This window comes from Paenisporosarcina sp. OV554 (assembly GCF_003058165.1).
Lineage (GTDB): Bacteria > Bacillota > Bacilli > Bacillales_A > Planococcaceae > Paenisporosarcina.
Genome location: NZ_QBUC01000022.1, coordinates 1 through 13,930 on the forward strand (window position 1 = coordinate 1; position 13,930 = coordinate 13,930).

Annotated in this window: 19 protein-coding genes; 3 read left to right on the plus strand and 16 right to left on the minus strand. The window is 33.7% G+C overall.

The window, feature by feature from the left end; all coding sequences use genetic code 11:
• Positions 1-11 precede the first annotated feature (11 nt).
• On the plus strand, positions 12-92 hold the full coding sequence (locus tag C8K15_RS20910) for an ATP-binding protein (protein WP_255421032.1): 81 nt from the start codon (positions 12-14) through the stop codon (positions 90-92).
• A gap of 610 nt (positions 93-702) precedes the next feature.
• On the opposite strand, the gene C8K15_RS15690 is transcribed toward C8K15_RS20910, so the two are convergent.
• The 12 genes from C8K15_RS15690 to C8K15_RS15750 form a co-directional block, all read right to left on the minus strand.
• Positions 703-1,137, minus strand: a complete 435-nt coding sequence (locus C8K15_RS15690; RefSeq protein WP_108587325.1) for a hypothetical protein — start codon at positions 1,135-1,137, stop codon at positions 703-705.
• Between the two features lie 401 nt (positions 1,138-1,538).
• Positions 1,539-1,814 (minus strand): hypothetical protein, encoded by a 276-nt coding sequence (locus tag C8K15_RS15695; RefSeq protein ID WP_108587326.1) that lies wholly within the window; start codon positions 1,812-1,814, stop codon positions 1,539-1,541.
• Positions 1,815-1,982: 168 nt separating this feature from the next.
• Complete coding sequence (locus C8K15_RS15700) at positions 1,983-2,552, minus strand: histidine phosphatase family protein (RefSeq protein ID WP_108587327.1); 570 nt, start codon at positions 2,550-2,552, stop codon at positions 1,983-1,985.
• 157 nt (positions 2,553-2,709) lie between these two features.
• A complete protein-coding gene (locus tag C8K15_RS15705) occupies positions 2,710-3,147 on the minus strand; it encodes an SMI1/KNR4 family protein (protein WP_108587328.1) in 438 nt (145 codons plus the stop codon).
• A 65-nt stretch (positions 3,148-3,212) separates the two neighbouring features.
• Positions 3,213-3,575 carry a YxiJ family protein gene (locus C8K15_RS15710; protein ID WP_108587329.1) on the minus strand — a complete coding sequence of 121 codons (363 nt, stop codon included), beginning with the start codon at positions 3,573-3,575 and terminating at the stop codon, positions 3,213-3,215.
• Between the two features lie 148 nt (positions 3,576-3,723).
• Complete coding sequence (locus tag C8K15_RS15715) at positions 3,724-4,131, minus strand: DUF4181 domain-containing protein (protein WP_108587330.1); 408 nt, start codon at positions 4,129-4,131, stop codon at positions 3,724-3,726.
• A gap of 97 nt (positions 4,132-4,228) precedes the next feature.
• The gene (locus C8K15_RS15720) at positions 4,229-4,477 is read right to left on the minus strand and encodes a hypothetical protein (RefSeq protein WP_108587331.1); all 249 of its coding nucleotides are present in this window, start codon (positions 4,475-4,477) and stop codon (positions 4,229-4,231) included.
• A 145-nt stretch (positions 4,478-4,622) separates the two neighbouring features.
• The gene (locus C8K15_RS15725) at positions 4,623-5,036 is read right to left on the minus strand and encodes a hypothetical protein (RefSeq protein WP_108587332.1); all 414 of its coding nucleotides are present in this window, start codon (positions 5,034-5,036) and stop codon (positions 4,623-4,625) included.
• Positions 5,037-5,931: 895 nt separating this feature from the next.
• On the minus strand, positions 5,932-6,447 hold the full coding sequence (locus C8K15_RS15735; protein ID WP_108587334.1) for a hypothetical protein: 516 nt from the start codon (positions 6,445-6,447) through the stop codon (positions 5,932-5,934).
• Positions 6,448-6,603: 156 nt separating this feature from the next.
• The gene (locus tag C8K15_RS15740) at positions 6,604-7,092 is read right to left on the minus strand and encodes a hypothetical protein (protein WP_108587335.1); all 489 of its coding nucleotides are present in this window, start codon (positions 7,090-7,092) and stop codon (positions 6,604-6,606) included.
• 149 nt (positions 7,093-7,241) lie between these two features.
• Positions 7,242-7,649: a tetratricopeptide repeat protein gene (locus tag C8K15_RS15745; RefSeq protein ID WP_108587336.1), complete on the minus strand. Its 408-nt coding sequence runs from the start codon at positions 7,647-7,649 to the stop codon at positions 7,242-7,244.
• A 142-nt stretch (positions 7,650-7,791) separates the two neighbouring features.
• On the minus strand, positions 7,792-8,226 hold the full coding sequence (locus tag C8K15_RS15750) for a hypothetical protein (RefSeq protein ID WP_108587337.1): 435 nt from the start codon (positions 8,224-8,226) through the stop codon (positions 7,792-7,794).
• Between the two features lie 79 nt (positions 8,227-8,305).
• Between C8K15_RS15750 and C8K15_RS15755 the strand changes: the two genes are divergently transcribed.
• Both C8K15_RS15755 and psiE read left to right on the plus strand, forming a co-directional pair.
• Entirely contained in the window at positions 8,306-8,764 is a 459-nt protein-coding gene (locus C8K15_RS15755; protein ID WP_108587338.1) for a glycerophosphodiester phosphodiesterase, read from the plus strand.
• 387 nt (positions 8,765-9,151) lie between these two features.
• Positions 9,152-9,673 carry a phosphate-starvation-inducible protein PsiE gene (gene psiE / locus C8K15_RS15765; protein ID WP_108587339.1) on the plus strand — a complete coding sequence of 174 codons (522 nt, stop codon included), beginning with the start codon at positions 9,152-9,154 and terminating at the stop codon, positions 9,671-9,673.
• A 328-nt stretch (positions 9,674-10,001) separates the two neighbouring features.
• Here the strand turns inward: psiE and C8K15_RS15770 are convergent, their stop codons facing one another.
• From C8K15_RS15770 to C8K15_RS15785, 4 genes are all read right to left on the minus strand, one after another.
• Positions 10,002-10,778 (minus strand): sulfite exporter TauE/SafE family protein, encoded by a 777-nt coding sequence (locus C8K15_RS15770; RefSeq protein WP_108587340.1) that lies wholly within the window; start codon positions 10,776-10,778, stop codon positions 10,002-10,004.
• Between the two features lie 18 nt (positions 10,779-10,796).
• Positions 10,797-11,432, minus strand: coding sequence for a response regulator transcription factor (locus tag C8K15_RS15775; RefSeq protein WP_233260529.1), 636 nt, complete (start codon positions 11,430-11,432; stop codon positions 10,797-10,799).
• A complete protein-coding gene (locus tag C8K15_RS15780) occupies positions 11,429-12,466 on the minus strand; it encodes an ATP-binding protein (protein WP_233260530.1) in 1,038 nt (345 codons plus the stop codon). Before C8K15_RS15780 ends, C8K15_RS15775 begins: the two co-directional genes overlap by 4 nt.
• Before the next feature lie 63 nt (positions 12,467-12,529).
• Positions 12,530-13,930, minus strand: coding sequence for an MBL fold metallo-hydrolase (locus C8K15_RS15785; protein WP_108587341.1), 1,401 nt, complete (start codon positions 13,928-13,930; stop codon positions 12,530-12,532).

A 13,930-nucleotide genomic window follows, 5' to 3' on the forward strand; every position in this document is an offset into this window, starting at 1 on the left:
TGTTAGATCGAATAACACATAAGGCTAATATTATCGATATGAATGGCGAGAGCTATCGCCTCAAAGAGACCTTTGAATCTCAATCGATCTAAGTAGAGGGTGGTCAACTTTTACGTGAGCGACATGGTCAACTTTTGGGTTGACGTTTACAATTATTAGAAAGAAAACTTTGTGAGATTAACGAAAAAAGCAATGCAAATTTGCACAAGCGAGGTATAGAGATAGATAATCTACTTGACGTAAGTGAACAAACCACCATCATTTCAATAATGTGTAGGTATTACTCTTATTATAAAATTGATCTTTTTTTGTACTTTGATTTACCTTATCGTTTATATAGAAGAAACTGACAAAGTAAAAGACCTTCCAAAATAAGTTAACCCGTTCAGTAATCTGGTACAAAATCTAAATTAGACATACAAAAAGAGTCTAAATTCGCATATGAATTAGGCTCTTTTAAAATACCTATAAATCAAGCTTTGTTAATGATTAACACTTACTTTACACTTCGTTTTAACACTTGAATTGGCAGACACACAATTTTGATTGCTTATTTGTTAATACAAGTGCTATACGTGATGTTGAAACGATTGCTAATTATGTGAAAAGGTAATGAATGTAAATACCGAACACAAAAACACCCAACCAAGAGGCTAGGTGTTTGCACTAAATATTATTAGCGTTGTTCAACTAAAGCACCCGTTAGTTGAATAAGAATTCTCCTTCTACTTTTGCAAAATCAGTCCATATTCCATTTTCATTTACCTTGTATTTTTCTTTTTTTAATCTTTTTACCATTAACTCTAATGCTAGTTTTAGGTTTTCAATAAGATAATTTCTAATATCTATTCCATTAATTCCTTCCCATCTTGAGCGTGGCATACCAACATCAATTGTAATATATCGATATTTTTTGCTTAGTCGTAATTTCTCACAACCTTCAAATTCCCAGTACCACAATTCACCATCTACACGGAGAATTGGCGCAATTTCATCTATCTCTTCACAGTATATTTTATCGCAAAATCTATATAGTAATTTACATAATTCCATAAGGTGGGGTCCAACAGCTTTATCAGCTTTTGGGTCTCCAAGTTGGGCACCAAAGGTAATATAATAATTATCCTTACTTTCCATCAGCTCACCTTCATTCTTAAACTTCTTATTATGATAACACCTTGTTCCCTTAACTAACCTGCCCCGTTAGTTGAATAAGAAACAAGATAATCCGCCCGTAAAACGTCGATTCACTTACTTAACTGGATTGTATCACGTATGCATCCTAGGTTGACATAACACATCGACTAGGAAGTTAGCCCCCACACTCCAACCCTTGCGGTTTCTCACTTCTTCCTCTTTTCGCCCATCCATCTTTTATTCACCGAATATACATCGTTGAGTTGACGGGCTTTTGGTTGATTCGCTTTTCCCCTCTAATGAATAAATATCCAATCTGTCTTGGGCTTTAGGTAAATAAAAAAAGACCGTCTCTGACGATCTCCTGTTCTTTAACTAAAGCACCCGTTAGTAAAAAATAACTACGAAAATTGAAATGCTAAAGTAAAAAATATAACCCCAATTCCCAAATCCAGAAGATAGACCCATTTATCTTCTTTTTGAAAATAACTTTCAATCCCAGCTATAATTGAATTAAGCCCTACTAAGATGAATAACCAAAAAAGAAAGTAGAAATCAAAATCGTTGATTATGCCCATTACCAACATGAACAACGATGATATGCTGAATAAAATTTTTATAATAATAAATGGTTTTCTACTTTTCTTTTTTACCATTTTTTCAAAAAATAATCCCATTCTAGAACCCCACCTGCATTTTATTTAATTCCTTTTTGATTAAGTATAATAAAAAAATAGGAATTTTTGGTATACAGTATCAACATTCTTGTTCAAGTAAACTGCCCCGTTAGTTGAAGAAGAAAAAGGGCTGCCTAAGCATCCCGATGTTTTTTACTAAAGCACCCGTTAGCTCAACAAGGAATATGTAGTACAATTCCAATGTTTTGCACCCGTTTTTCTTTTACCTTTCCATCCTTTTTTCTGCAATTCCGTCGCTATTAGCATATTAAAAAATCCATGACCAACTAATACAACCGATCTATGTTCATCAGCATAATCAATTAATTGTTGTGATGCCTTTTTCGCTCTTAGTTTTGCGGTACTCAAAGACTCGCATTCGTTAGAATATCCACTAAACCATAGTAATCTTAAAATGACTGCCCAAATACTCGGTCTTAATTTTAAATCAAATAATTTCATTGAACTTGTAGGTAACTCAGTTTCTCGAAAAAGAGGGTCAGGAATTGTTTTTACTTTTGGATTTAATAACTTCGCTGATTCAACTGACCTTTTTAAATCACTGGTAATCACAATTTTTGCTGTTTCCATTATTTCAAGCGTCTCGGAAGGGTGTTTAGATACTTCAAACACTCCATTGCAATCGTACCTCTCAACCCACTTCTTAAACTCCAAACAAGTTATTCTATCATTTTCAGTTAGTTGTGATTTTCCGTGTCTAATCAATGATATTTCCATAATAATCTCCTCGAATTCAACTTCACTAATTACCAATAACTGTTATTTTCTGAAAGAAGTTTGGAAATCCTTCTTCTACTAAACTGCCCCGTTAGTTCAATAAGAAAAAAGGCTTAACTCCTTATTGAAGTAAAGCATCCGTTAGTTGAAGAAAGACTTACTCGTCTTCAAAATCATCTTCGGTCTCTTCTTCTGAGATTAAAATAATAAATTCTTTCAAATTAGGGGCATATTCTTTAAGTTCAGCATCTTCGTGACACCAAAGATAAATTTCATTCCCCATTATCCCGTTATTGACCTTATAACATAATTTATCTCCCGAACCATTATCACCGATGACAAGAAGGTCTTCCGATATATCTTCTTCTCTCACTTCAGTGTTTTGTCTAACAATATCATCCCAAGTCTTTTTAGGATTTCTGTGGTCTTTGATAGGATAAAGTATCCATTCACCTATTTCCGCATTATTAACTAACTTGAAAAGATCTTTATATTGCTCTGGGAAAACTGCACCTAGCTTTTCTTCTGCTGCCTTTAAATCTAATTCAATAACACCTATTTTCCTTGTATAAATTAAGTTTCTTACATCTTTCATTAATCAACATCCTCCTACTAATTTATATCCTCGTTAAACTAAAGCACCCGTTAGTCAAACAAGACTTATTTATTCTGAATAATAACCAGTAATAATTCTCGTGCCTTTTCAAAACTTACAAGTTCTTTATAAAAATGAGGATAATTACTTACAGAATCTTTTAAAAATGAATATTTAGGATAAAGTGAAAAAAAGTTTTTATATAGGAATTGCCTTTGATTCTTAGGGATTTTCTTATTACCTAACACATAAGAGGAACTTCCTGCGATAAGCATACAAAATTCATTAAAATCAGCCCCCAGCCAATCTACTTCTGAGAAAACATCCTCGAAATCTTTTTCAATCTGTTCAATATCTTCGTTTGGGAATTCATTCATTAATTCTGTATTATAAAGATTTTCAAGTTCGCTGATTAAGCCATTTTTCATTTCTTTCCCCACCTGTAAATCAGTTTGTTTTTCCTAATATTATATCTAAAACTGAAAATACCTTATTTAACTAACCTGCACCGTTAGTTGTATAAGAAAAAGAGCTGGATAAGCACCTCACTGATCTACAACTAAAGCATCCTTCAGCTTAATAAGAACCAAGTAATTTAAATTCAATAACGATTATTATTGCTATTACAATTAAAAACATTTCAGTTAAAGTTAAAATAGATTGTTTTGGATATTGTGTATACTTCCATTCAAAAAATGCTCGTACCATATAATCCAATAACATAAAAACGATTGGTCCAATTAAAATCAGATAAATAAAATCTTCAAAATAAAACAACAGCACAAAAGATAGAAGTATTAGAGTAATTATAGAAAAAATTCTCAAACCCTTATCAATTTTTCGATGTATTTCGTTTATGTGATTATAGGAAAAAAACTCTTTTTTTACTGTCTCAATTTTGAATAGCTTCCTCAGAAGAAGCTTAACTATTGAAATTAGGACAAAAACAATTATTGCAATCAACCCAAATTTTATCCAGAACACACAACTCCTCCTATTCCATTAACCTGCACCGTTAGTTGAAAAAGATAGTGGCATTAATCCTTATTGAGCTAAAGCATCCGTTAGTTCAACAAAACTTCTAACCTAAATATACAATTTCACCATTTTCCTTTTTTGCACGAATCGTGATTTTACCGACACATTGTTCTCGATTTTTATAACCATTTTCAACTTCTCCAAATAACCTAGATAATAGAGCTTCTACTTCACCTAGTGTTGTATCTTTAGAAAGTTTATGTACACCCATTAGTTCAACGCCTTTAAAAGAGTCCTCTATACCTTGAACTTCAACTTCTCCAAATGCTTTAACTTCAATTTCTATTTTCATATTTATTACCTCCTTAAAACTAATAATAAATTTACGAATTAACTTATAAATTGTTTCACTAACCTGCACTGTTAGTTCAATAGGAAAAAGTGCTGCTTATGCACTCGATGATCTTTTACAAAAGGACCCGTTAGTTCAACCACATTCATTTTCTTTTCAGAATAAACCTTGGTGGAGGACCATATGACTGTTCTGCTTCAAAGTAGGCGAGTTTTCCAGGGATACACGAGATTATTGAAGGAAACCCTTCACCGACTGATACCTCTAAAGCCGAAGTTAAAGACATATGCTTTCCATCGATAGAATCATTCCAAGACATTGCGTAACAATCATTACAAGCGCCTTGTTTTTTCAATAGATTTTCTATTTCTTCTGGGTCAGAATTAGGCTTTGGTATTTCAATCATAAATTCCTCTCTGAGTGTAGTTAAGTAATTATGATTTAATCTACCTATTGCATCCATTCGTTTTTTTGCCGAAAAAAGTTCGAACAAAACTCTTTGTTGGATTCTTTTATTAAAAAAAGATTTAACAATTATATCTTCAAGTTCTTTATCCATTTCAATTCCTCCCACAACTTTATTTCAGCAAAATAAGGAAATTATTTTTCACCTAACCTGCCCCGTTATTTGAAGATCAAAAGCCTCAACTTAGACACTACATCTTTTCATTATATTACCATATTCTTGATGGGTTTCCTTTTATTATTAGAAAGAAAATTTTGTGAGATTAACGAGAAAAGCAATGCAAAAAGCAATGCTAATTTGCACAAGTTTGGTATAGAGATAAATATCTACTTGACGTAAGTGAACAGACCACCATCATTTCAATAATGTGTAGGTATTACCCTTATTATAATATTGATGTTTTTTTGTACTCTGATTTTCCTTGTCCTTTATATAGAAGCAACTGACAAAGTAAAAGGGCTTCCACAAATAAGTTAACCCGTTCAGTAATCTGGTACAAAATCTAAATTAAACATACAAAAAGAGCCTAAATTCGCATGAATTGGGCTCTTTTGTTTACCTATATATCCATGATGAACTTCAACTAAAGCACCCGTTAGTAAAAAATTACCACGAAAATTGAAATGATAAAATAACATATAAAACCCCAAATCCGAAATCCAAAAGATAGAACCGTTTATCTTCTTTTTGAAAATAACTTTCAATCCCATCTATAATGAATTAACCCCTAATAAGATGAATAACCAACGAAAGAAGTAATCAAAATCGTTGATTATACTCATTACCAACATGAACAACGCTGCTATGACGATTAAAATTTTTATAACAATAAACGGTTTTGAACTTTTCTTTTTTACCCTTTTTTCAAAAAATAATCCCATTCTAGAACCCCACCTGATTTTATTTAATTCCTTTTTCTTTAGGTATAATAAAAAATAGTAATTTTTGGTATATAGTATCAACATTCTTGTTCAATACAATTTATTAGCTATTCTTGATTGTCCCAACCTACATACCAGGCGTCATCTGTTAACTCATTCCATTGTAAAGTAAAATTTTTAGCGTGAATTCTTAAGCCGCAAAACCCCTGGGTGGTTCTCCAATCCAACCCAAACATTTCAAAAATAAAGCAATCATTTTCAACTCGCTTTTCTTTAAATGTCAAAAATTCCATTTCCTCTAAATCGGTGAGTAGAACTTGCTTTTCTTCAAATTCCGACTCTTTCTCATCCTCCTCTTCCTCTTCCAAATCGGAAATCAGAACTGGATTTAAATCAACGTAGAGGAAAGCTTTACTAAACGCAACTTCATTGAAAGTCATCCTACATTGTCCTGTTGACTTCGCAACTTTATAAGGGTTGAGAGGATGTTGTTCGGAAATGTATATATATTCAAAATCAATAATGATTCTTTCATTTTCCACTTGTATTTTTTCTACAAAGCAATCATGAAAATCGAGATAGTCGAAGTATTCGTTAGTAGTTTCGAATTTGTAACTCTTCATCCAATCACCTACCTATCTTTCTTTTATTACACCTTGTTCAACTAACCTGCCCCGTTAGTTTAATAAGAAAGAGGTGCATAAGCATTCCCGATGATCTTCAACTAAAGCACCCGTTAGTTGAAGAACTAGCCTATAATTCTCACTAAAACTGTGATACTAATCTAAATATGGAGAATTAAATTCCTCAACGTATAATCCAGTAGCTACAACTTTTTGACGGGCGTTATGACAATCCTTATTTGCCCCAATGTACATATAGTAATCGTATCCGAAATGAACAAAAAACTCTTTTTTGTAACTTAATTTACACCAAATAACATTCCGTAATGTTAACTTTGCTAATTCTTTGATTTCTTGAGTAGTTACGCATTTGCCAACCCACATTTTTGACAAAAATGGAGACGCATTTTGTTTTGAAACCTCGTCAGACCATATCTCTAAAGCGTTTAAATAAACCTTATTTAAACCCATCTCATCCATAAATGTTGTGATAGCGTTTATGTAGTTTGATTCTGTTCTCAAATATTCTTCTTCACTTAGTTTAGTTCCTACCTCTGAAAAACAAGTCCATTCCTTGTCATCAAGATAATTGCCAATTTCATTTCTGTTTTTTGGGTCATATTTTGTTATCCTCCAAGAAAACATCTGGTTACACACCTACTTTATTATTTTTATTATAAGGCTAATATGTAGATTTAAGATAATTTCTTCTAAACTAGACTGCCCCGTTAGTTGAAGAAGAAAAAGGCTTTACTCCTTATTGAACTAAAGCACCCGTTAGTTCAATAAGGTCTTTACTGAACTTTGCTTTTTAAATCGGTTAACTTCTTAAATTTTTTATCATAACTTTGTCGTTGAAGAAGATTATTTAGCCAAAATTTTGCTCTTTCCTCATCCTTATTTATTATAAAAATTTTAATGGCTTTTTTAAAGTTGCTACTGTATTTAAAATTTTCATCTCTCATCATATCAAGCCCTTGGTTATAACAGTTAGAAGCTTTACTGAATTCCTTTGTTTTGGAATATAATATCCCCAAATAAATATAACCACTAGATTTTTCTTCCTTAGTGAATTCTTGTTTAATAGCTGTATCCATAATTTGAATAGCCTTTTTAATAAGGAATAAATTCTCATAAGTATTAGCTCTATAAAAATAATCCTCATACTTTTTTAATGGTTTGATTAGTGAAATAATACCCATAAAAACACCTCATTCCTGAATGTTCGTATTAACAAAACATTCCCACCTTCTTCAACTAACCTGTTCGTTAGTTCAATAAAAGGCTGCTTATGCAACCCGATGATCTTTAACTAAAGCACCCGTTAGTTCAATAGGAAACTTATTATTTCATGCTTTCCAAAATTAAATAGTCCTTTGTTTTAACTATTGTTATATCGTGTTTCTCTGCGAATTCAATTAAATGGTCATACGCTTTTGGTGGTTCGAGAACAGCTAATCTTACGTTAATCCCTTTATTTACTTTTATTTTGGCAGATTTTTTAGCCCAGCCGACTCGTGTAAATTTCAGTTCATTTATTTCTTCAGGAAAAATCCTCTGTTTTACGATGGATTTATTGAATATTAAAATCTCATAAACCAAATTCTCTTCGTTGATATTAAGCCTAAATTGAACAAAAGCAAATACAACGGCTACCAGTAAAACTGATAGATATAGAGATGAAGACCCGCCATAGTAATCCGAAACTACATTCAAAAATAGGACAAAAATGATGGTCATAACAAATGGATATCTATGCGGTTTAATTTTGTATTCCATATCAATTCATCTCCTTTTGGAACTGAATCTTCAACTAAACTCCCTCTATAAACATTGATGTATCAACGGTTTACGAAATGTGACCAATTATAAAGTACCAACACTTCATGAAGTGTTAGAGGAAGCTAATAAATACAATATTGGTATCAATTTTGATGGTTCAAAAGGTGACTGGGATGACAAGGAATTCGTAGACGGTGTTATGGAAGAAGCTAAAGAAACGAAAGTATTAAATCATTCATTTTTTGTATTGAGTAATACGAGTATTCGAGATCAATTTAACACATGGTATCCAGAAGCAACTGTGACCTTCCTTGGAAATGCATTGAAGAATGTAGATGCCGATATTAAAGAGTTACAGAAATATGAAAACGCCATTTATTCAACATCTATTAACAATGTAGATGAAGAAACTGCAAAAAAAATCAAAAAAGCAGGCCTAAAACTGCATGTATACTCAGTTAACTCAGCTGAAACATATGAAAAAGCGAAAAAGATTCATCCACGATTGATTGAAACAGATGTGATTGTACCCTAATATAATTGCTTGAATATCCCAATATTAAAAGCCCAATTCCTCAGCATTAAAATTTAGAAATTGGGCTTTTTTCGTTACTTCATAAACGAATTTGCACAAAAAAGAAAAGGCATTAGCAGAAGCAACAGCGCTATTACTATTAAGAAAAAAGGCCGGAGCGATTTTGGGGGGATTTAGGGGACGAATGATTACCCCACCAGATTGCAAGCTCGCAGTAGAGCTCATTACGTGTTTTAAATGTCCGTATGAGGCTATTGAGATTTCGAACACCTATTATTCAGGGGAAACGGTGAAAGGAAAAAAGTAGGCTACAAGAAATGTACAGATTATTTTTCAATCATGTCAACCTATCTAAAATAGGTATTTCCGTGCTGGAGGATGATGTATATGCCGAAGTATAAAAAGGGGTACGCTTTTTTCTTGCAGATCATTCCTAAAGTGCTGCAAATCGTATTAAATATTTCCCTCGTTTTTCTTGCGATGATTTTGTCCTTTCTATTGATAAAGGAGTTATTTATTTTTAGTCATATATTGATTGTAAATGAAAGCAATGATTATCAACTTTATTTGGCGAATATCCTCATTTTCTTTTTATATTTCGAGTTTATTGCGATGATTGTAAAATATTTTAAAGAAAATTATCATTTTCCACTAAGATATTTTCTTTATATTGGCATCACCGCGATGGTAAGATTAATTATTGTTGATCATGATCATCCTATAAAAACATTGCTCTATTCGCTTGTCATCCTGGTTTTAATCATTGGGTATTTCATTATGAATATCACGCCGCGCGATCGACCGGACAGTAAGTGTTTTTTAATAAACAGTGAAGGATGCCATGCTGAAAGTACGTGTGATTTACCAGATAAAAATAATATGTACAAAAGACATACAATCAGCTTGTAGAAAAAGCATTCTTTTTCTCTACAAGCTTTTTTTGTTTCAATCAAAACGTCTATTTTTTCAATGGATAGCGTCTGGAGGCCCCCCTCTGACCCCCTCTTGTAAAGGGAGGATTAGTAAGTATATTTGTTTACTCTACAACAGTTATTGTGCCTTTAAACATATTCATTCAACATGAATAATAGTAAGTCCCAGGCTTGAGGGATTTTATCTTGATATAGTTGTTCGTATTTTCCTTTAATGAAACATTAAACCCAAGCTCCTCTGATAAGATGATACCAGTGCAACCAACTTCTCCTGTTTTAAAAGCTTTTTCTACCGCACCAACTTGTTATAAAATATCCATCCATATTTTAATAGTTGTTCCTAAAATAATAATCACAAGCAATCCTTTTAGATATTTCGGTTCCATTTTTTTCCCTAACTTTACTCCAAGAGGTGCTGCAATTATACTGGCAATAACCATAATAATTGACGGAATATATTCTACCTGCCCTGTTGCTAGTTTACTGAAGGTTCCCCCAAGAGATGAAATAAATGTAATGGCAAGTGAAGAAGCAATGGCCATACGAATTGGAATTCTTAACACAACCAGCATGATTGGCACGAGTAAAAAAGCACCCCCGGCACCAACAATGCCTGACCCAATTCCAACAATGAGGGCAAATACAGCAGAGAGAGGTCCGTTAAACGTTACCTGATCGTGTGGTTGGTCATCTGGTCCTTTAGTTGGCACAAACATCAGTATTGCAGCTAATAATGCCAGTACTCCATAAACAATATTGATTGTATTTTCTGACATACCCGTGGAGCCAAAACCGCCAACTAGACTTCCTATTAAGACACTGATTCCCATATATACAATCAAGCGTTTATTTAAGTACCCATCTTTTCTAAATAGCCAAACACCGGCAATGGTTGCAAAAAGCACTTGAACTGCACTGATCCCTGTTACCTCATGCACAGAGAACGCTGCAAGACCTAATAAAGGTGGGATGTAAAGTAGCATTGGATAATTAACAATAGAACCACCCACACCAAGCATCCCAGAAATAAATGATCCGATAAATCCAATGAAGAATATTAAAACTATCATTGTAAGACTCATATTTTTAACCTCTTTACATCAAAATTGTATTTCAAACTGATTTCGAAGACCATATTGTATTAATTCATATCGATGCGTTATTTCTAATTTTGACATCATGTTCGCTTTATGGTTTTCTATCGTTTTTGGCGATATAGACATTTTTCCCCCAATTTCAATATAGGTAAATCCTAAGACGAGAAACCGTAAAACTTCAAGTTCTCGTTCCGTTAGTGCTCCTTTCTTTTTCTGACTATCTTTCCATAGCTCAATTAAATGATCTGGAAATTCGGTTTTATAATAAAGCTGTCCTTTCATTACTTGTTGAATGGACTCGTACAAGTTGTTTTTTTGTCTTTTCTTAAGCAAAAATCCACTAACACCCAGATGGAGTGCTTTTTTAATATAGGCTTCTTCTTCATGCATAGTTAAAAATATAATACGAACATGCGTCAGTTGTTGGCGTATTTCTTTCGCTGTCTGAAAGCCATCCAATCCATTTGGCATTGAAATATCCATAAAAATGACGTCAGGATTTAATTGAAAGGAAAGCCTGATAGCTTCAGATCCTTCAGAGGCTTCCCCCACAACTTTTATATCTTCAAACGTATCTAACATCATGATAATCCCTTTTCGAATCAATTTATGGTCATCAACAATCAATACTTTAATCAATACTCTACCTCCTCATTAACCGTACATTCAATCGTGATTGAAGTTCCTTGTCCGATAGAGGATGAAAGTAGAAAATGCCCCCCTAATTGATCCACTCGCTCTTTCATATGCTGAAGACCTAGTCCATTTTTTTCTTTTTCAGTGTCAAAGCCTATTCCGTTATCCTTGTATTCGATAAGGATCTGGTCTTTTTTCTCATCATAGAAAATATGAATTGTTACAAAAGTCGCTTCGGCGTATTTCATCATATTATGTAGCGCTTCCTGCATAACCCGATACAAGTTAATTTCAATTGCCACTGGAAGCCTGTTCACTAAATTTGAGTCCAACTCAATGACGAGACCTGCCTTTTTTGTCATCAATGATTTTGCTAATGCATCAATTGTTGCAGACAAACCAAGTTGATCAAGACTTTTTGGGCGAAGTTGATAGGAGTAACTTTTAATATCTGAAATAACTTTATCCAGTTCAATGCGTACTTCATCTAGGTATTCCTGTAGTACAGGCTGCTGTGTATAAACTTGAATATTATCCATTGCAAGTGTAATGCTATAGAGGGATTGACTGACACCATCATGAAGTTCCTGTGCGAGACGCTTATGTTCACCCTCCTGTGCCTCGGTCAGCCTTTTAATCATTAATTTAGAGAATTTTGCTTCTTCTTCTCTTCTTTTTAATGTTTGATCCTTCAAGACGAGTAAATATTGTGATTCCCCAGTTTCATCATTTACCATTAATTGTGCTGTGCTCATCTCAACATTAATATGTTGTCCTTGATAGGTGGGCATTTCTGAAAGGAAGTATGGAACTTCATTTTTGGAAATTAATAAACAGCGATCTTCTCCTTCAGAAAGAACCCTACTTTGACAATATGTGCAATATGGAACATTCTCATTTATTTTCCATCCAGTTAAATTATTTGCAGCTGGATTCATTGAGAGGATTGTTCGTTCGTTATTCATGACAATAATGCCATCCTGTATATGTGTTAAAATATTTTCAAAATATTCCTGTTTCATACTCGAAGAACTCATTTTCTCTCTCTCCTTTACGGAAAGAGCAAACCCCATAATGAGATTTGCTCTGTTTTTTCTCCATTATACGTGGCACGAAACCGAAATTTCTCTTTTTACTAACTCTTCATATCCACCCTGTAAATTGTATACATCTCCAAAGCCGTTTGCCTGTAGAATACTGCTAGCAATGGCTGAACGGCCGCCTGCTTGGCATTGAACAACTAGTTGTTTATCTTTGCTTATATTAGCCAACCGATCCGTTAGAGTACCGAGCATAATATGTTCTGCTTCGGGAAGATGCCCTTCTTTCCATTCCGAATCGTTTCGTACATCAATTAACTGGTATTCAGTAAGATTTTGAAATTCATCAACTGTCAATTGCTTAACTGTTCCATTTCCCTGTTCAGCAATTTCTGGGCGAAAAACTGCTTTAATTTGATCTAGCCCAATAGATTGGAGTGCTTTAACCATTTCTTGTTCCTCTTCTTCTTTTACAATTACTAATATGGGCTTTTTATAAGATAAAAGCCAACCAGCCCAATTAGTAAATGATTTATTAAGTGGAATAGTTAAGGATCCTTCAATATGATTTTTGAAAAATTGATCAGAAGGACGTGTATCAACTATGACCATCTTCTCCTTTTTCATTTCGCTTTCCATTTCGTTAATGGAATGGATGAGATGAGGCTTTTCTTTAGGTAGAAGAGAAGCCCCCTCTTTATTCAATTTTTTCATCATCGCAAAGTATTTTGGTGCTTCCGGTTGATCAGTCATCAATTCTTTTACAAATTCATCTTCATGATCGATTTGTAGTGCCCAATTATTTGCTTTTTCATATCCAACAGTTGAAAGTGGTACGGCACCAAGGGATTTCCCGCATGCACTCCCAGCCCCATGAGCTGGCCAGACTAGAACATGATCCGGAAGTTCTTTAAATTTCCGAACTGACTGAAACATTGTTTTAGCTCCTGCTTGTGCAGTACCTTCCATTGCGGCTACTTTTTCTAGTAAATCGGGACGTCCAATGTCACCAACAAAAACAAAATCCCCTGTAAAGATTCCCATTGGTACTGATGACCCTCCACCTTGATCTGTCAAAACAAATGAAATACTTTCCGGTGTATGTCCTGGTGTATGCCACACATCAATTTTCACATTGCCAACTTGAATAACCGATCCTTCTTTTACGAGTTCAGTGTTATATCGTGGATTAAATTGATATTTCCAGTTTTCATCGCCCTCATCAGATAAATATATTTTAGCTCCCGACTGCTCTGAAAGTTCAGTGGAACCTGATAAAAAGTCCGCGTGAATATGAGTTTCCACAATTGCGGAAATGGAGAATCCTTCTTTTTCTGCTACATTTAAATATTGATTCACATAACGAGAAGGATCAATAACAATCGCTTCTCCTGTCTTTTGGCATCCAACTAAATACGAATAATGTGCTAACTTCTCATCCAAAAATGATGTAAAAAACAT

Excerpts from the sequence above, each read along its gene's own strand:
- C8K15_RS15690 (WP_108587325.1), bottom strand. The coding sequence starts at position 1,137 with ATGGAAAGTAAGGATAATTATTATATTACCTTTGGTGCCCAACTTGGA.
- C8K15_RS15695 (WP_108587326.1), bottom strand. The coding sequence starts at position 1,814 with ATGGGATTATTTTTTGAAAAAATGGTAAAAAAGAAAAGTAGAAAACCA.
- C8K15_RS15700 (WP_108587327.1), bottom strand. The coding sequence starts at position 2,552 with ATGGAAATATCATTGATTAGACACGGAAAATCACAACTAACTGAAAAT.
- C8K15_RS15705 (WP_108587328.1), bottom strand. The coding sequence starts at position 3,147 with ATGAAAGATGTAAGAAACTTAATTTATACAAGGAAAATAGGTGTTATT.
- C8K15_RS15710 (WP_108587329.1), bottom strand. The coding sequence starts at position 3,575 with ATGAAAAATGGCTTAATCAGCGAACTTGAAAATCTTTATAATACAGAA.
- C8K15_RS15720 (WP_108587331.1), bottom strand. The coding sequence starts at position 4,477 with ATGAAAATAGAAATTGAAGTTAAAGCATTTGGAGAAGTTGAAGTTCAA.
- C8K15_RS15725 (WP_108587332.1), bottom strand. The coding sequence starts at position 5,036 with ATGGATAAAGAACTTGAAGATATAATTGTTAAATCTTTTTTTAATAAA.
- C8K15_RS15735 (WP_108587334.1), bottom strand. The coding sequence starts at position 6,447 with ATGAAGAGTTACAAATTCGAAACTACTAACGAATACTTCGACTATCTC.
- C8K15_RS15740 (WP_108587335.1), bottom strand. The coding sequence starts at position 7,092 with ATGTTTTCTTGGAGGATAACAAAATATGACCCAAAAAACAGAAATGAA.
- C8K15_RS15745 (WP_108587336.1), bottom strand. The coding sequence starts at position 7,649 with ATGGGTATTATTTCACTAATCAAACCATTAAAAAAGTATGAGGATTAT.
- C8K15_RS15750 (WP_108587337.1), bottom strand. The coding sequence starts at position 8,226 with ATGGAATACAAAATTAAACCGCATAGATATCCATTTGTTATGACCATC.
- psiE (WP_108587339.1), top strand. The coding sequence starts at position 9,152 with ATGCCGAAGTATAAAAAGGGGTACGCTTTTTTCTTGCAGATCATTCCT.
- C8K15_RS15770 (WP_108587340.1), bottom strand. The coding sequence starts at position 10,778 with ATGAGTCTTACAATGATAGTTTTAATATTCTTCATTGGATTTATCGGA.
- C8K15_RS15780 (WP_233260530.1), bottom strand. The coding sequence starts at position 12,466 with ATGAGTTCTTCGAGTATGAAACAGGAATATTTTGAAAATATTTTAACA.
- C8K15_RS15785 (WP_108587341.1), bottom strand. The coding sequence starts at position 13,930 with ATGTTTTTTACATCATTTTTGGATGAGAAGTTAGCACATTATTCGTAT.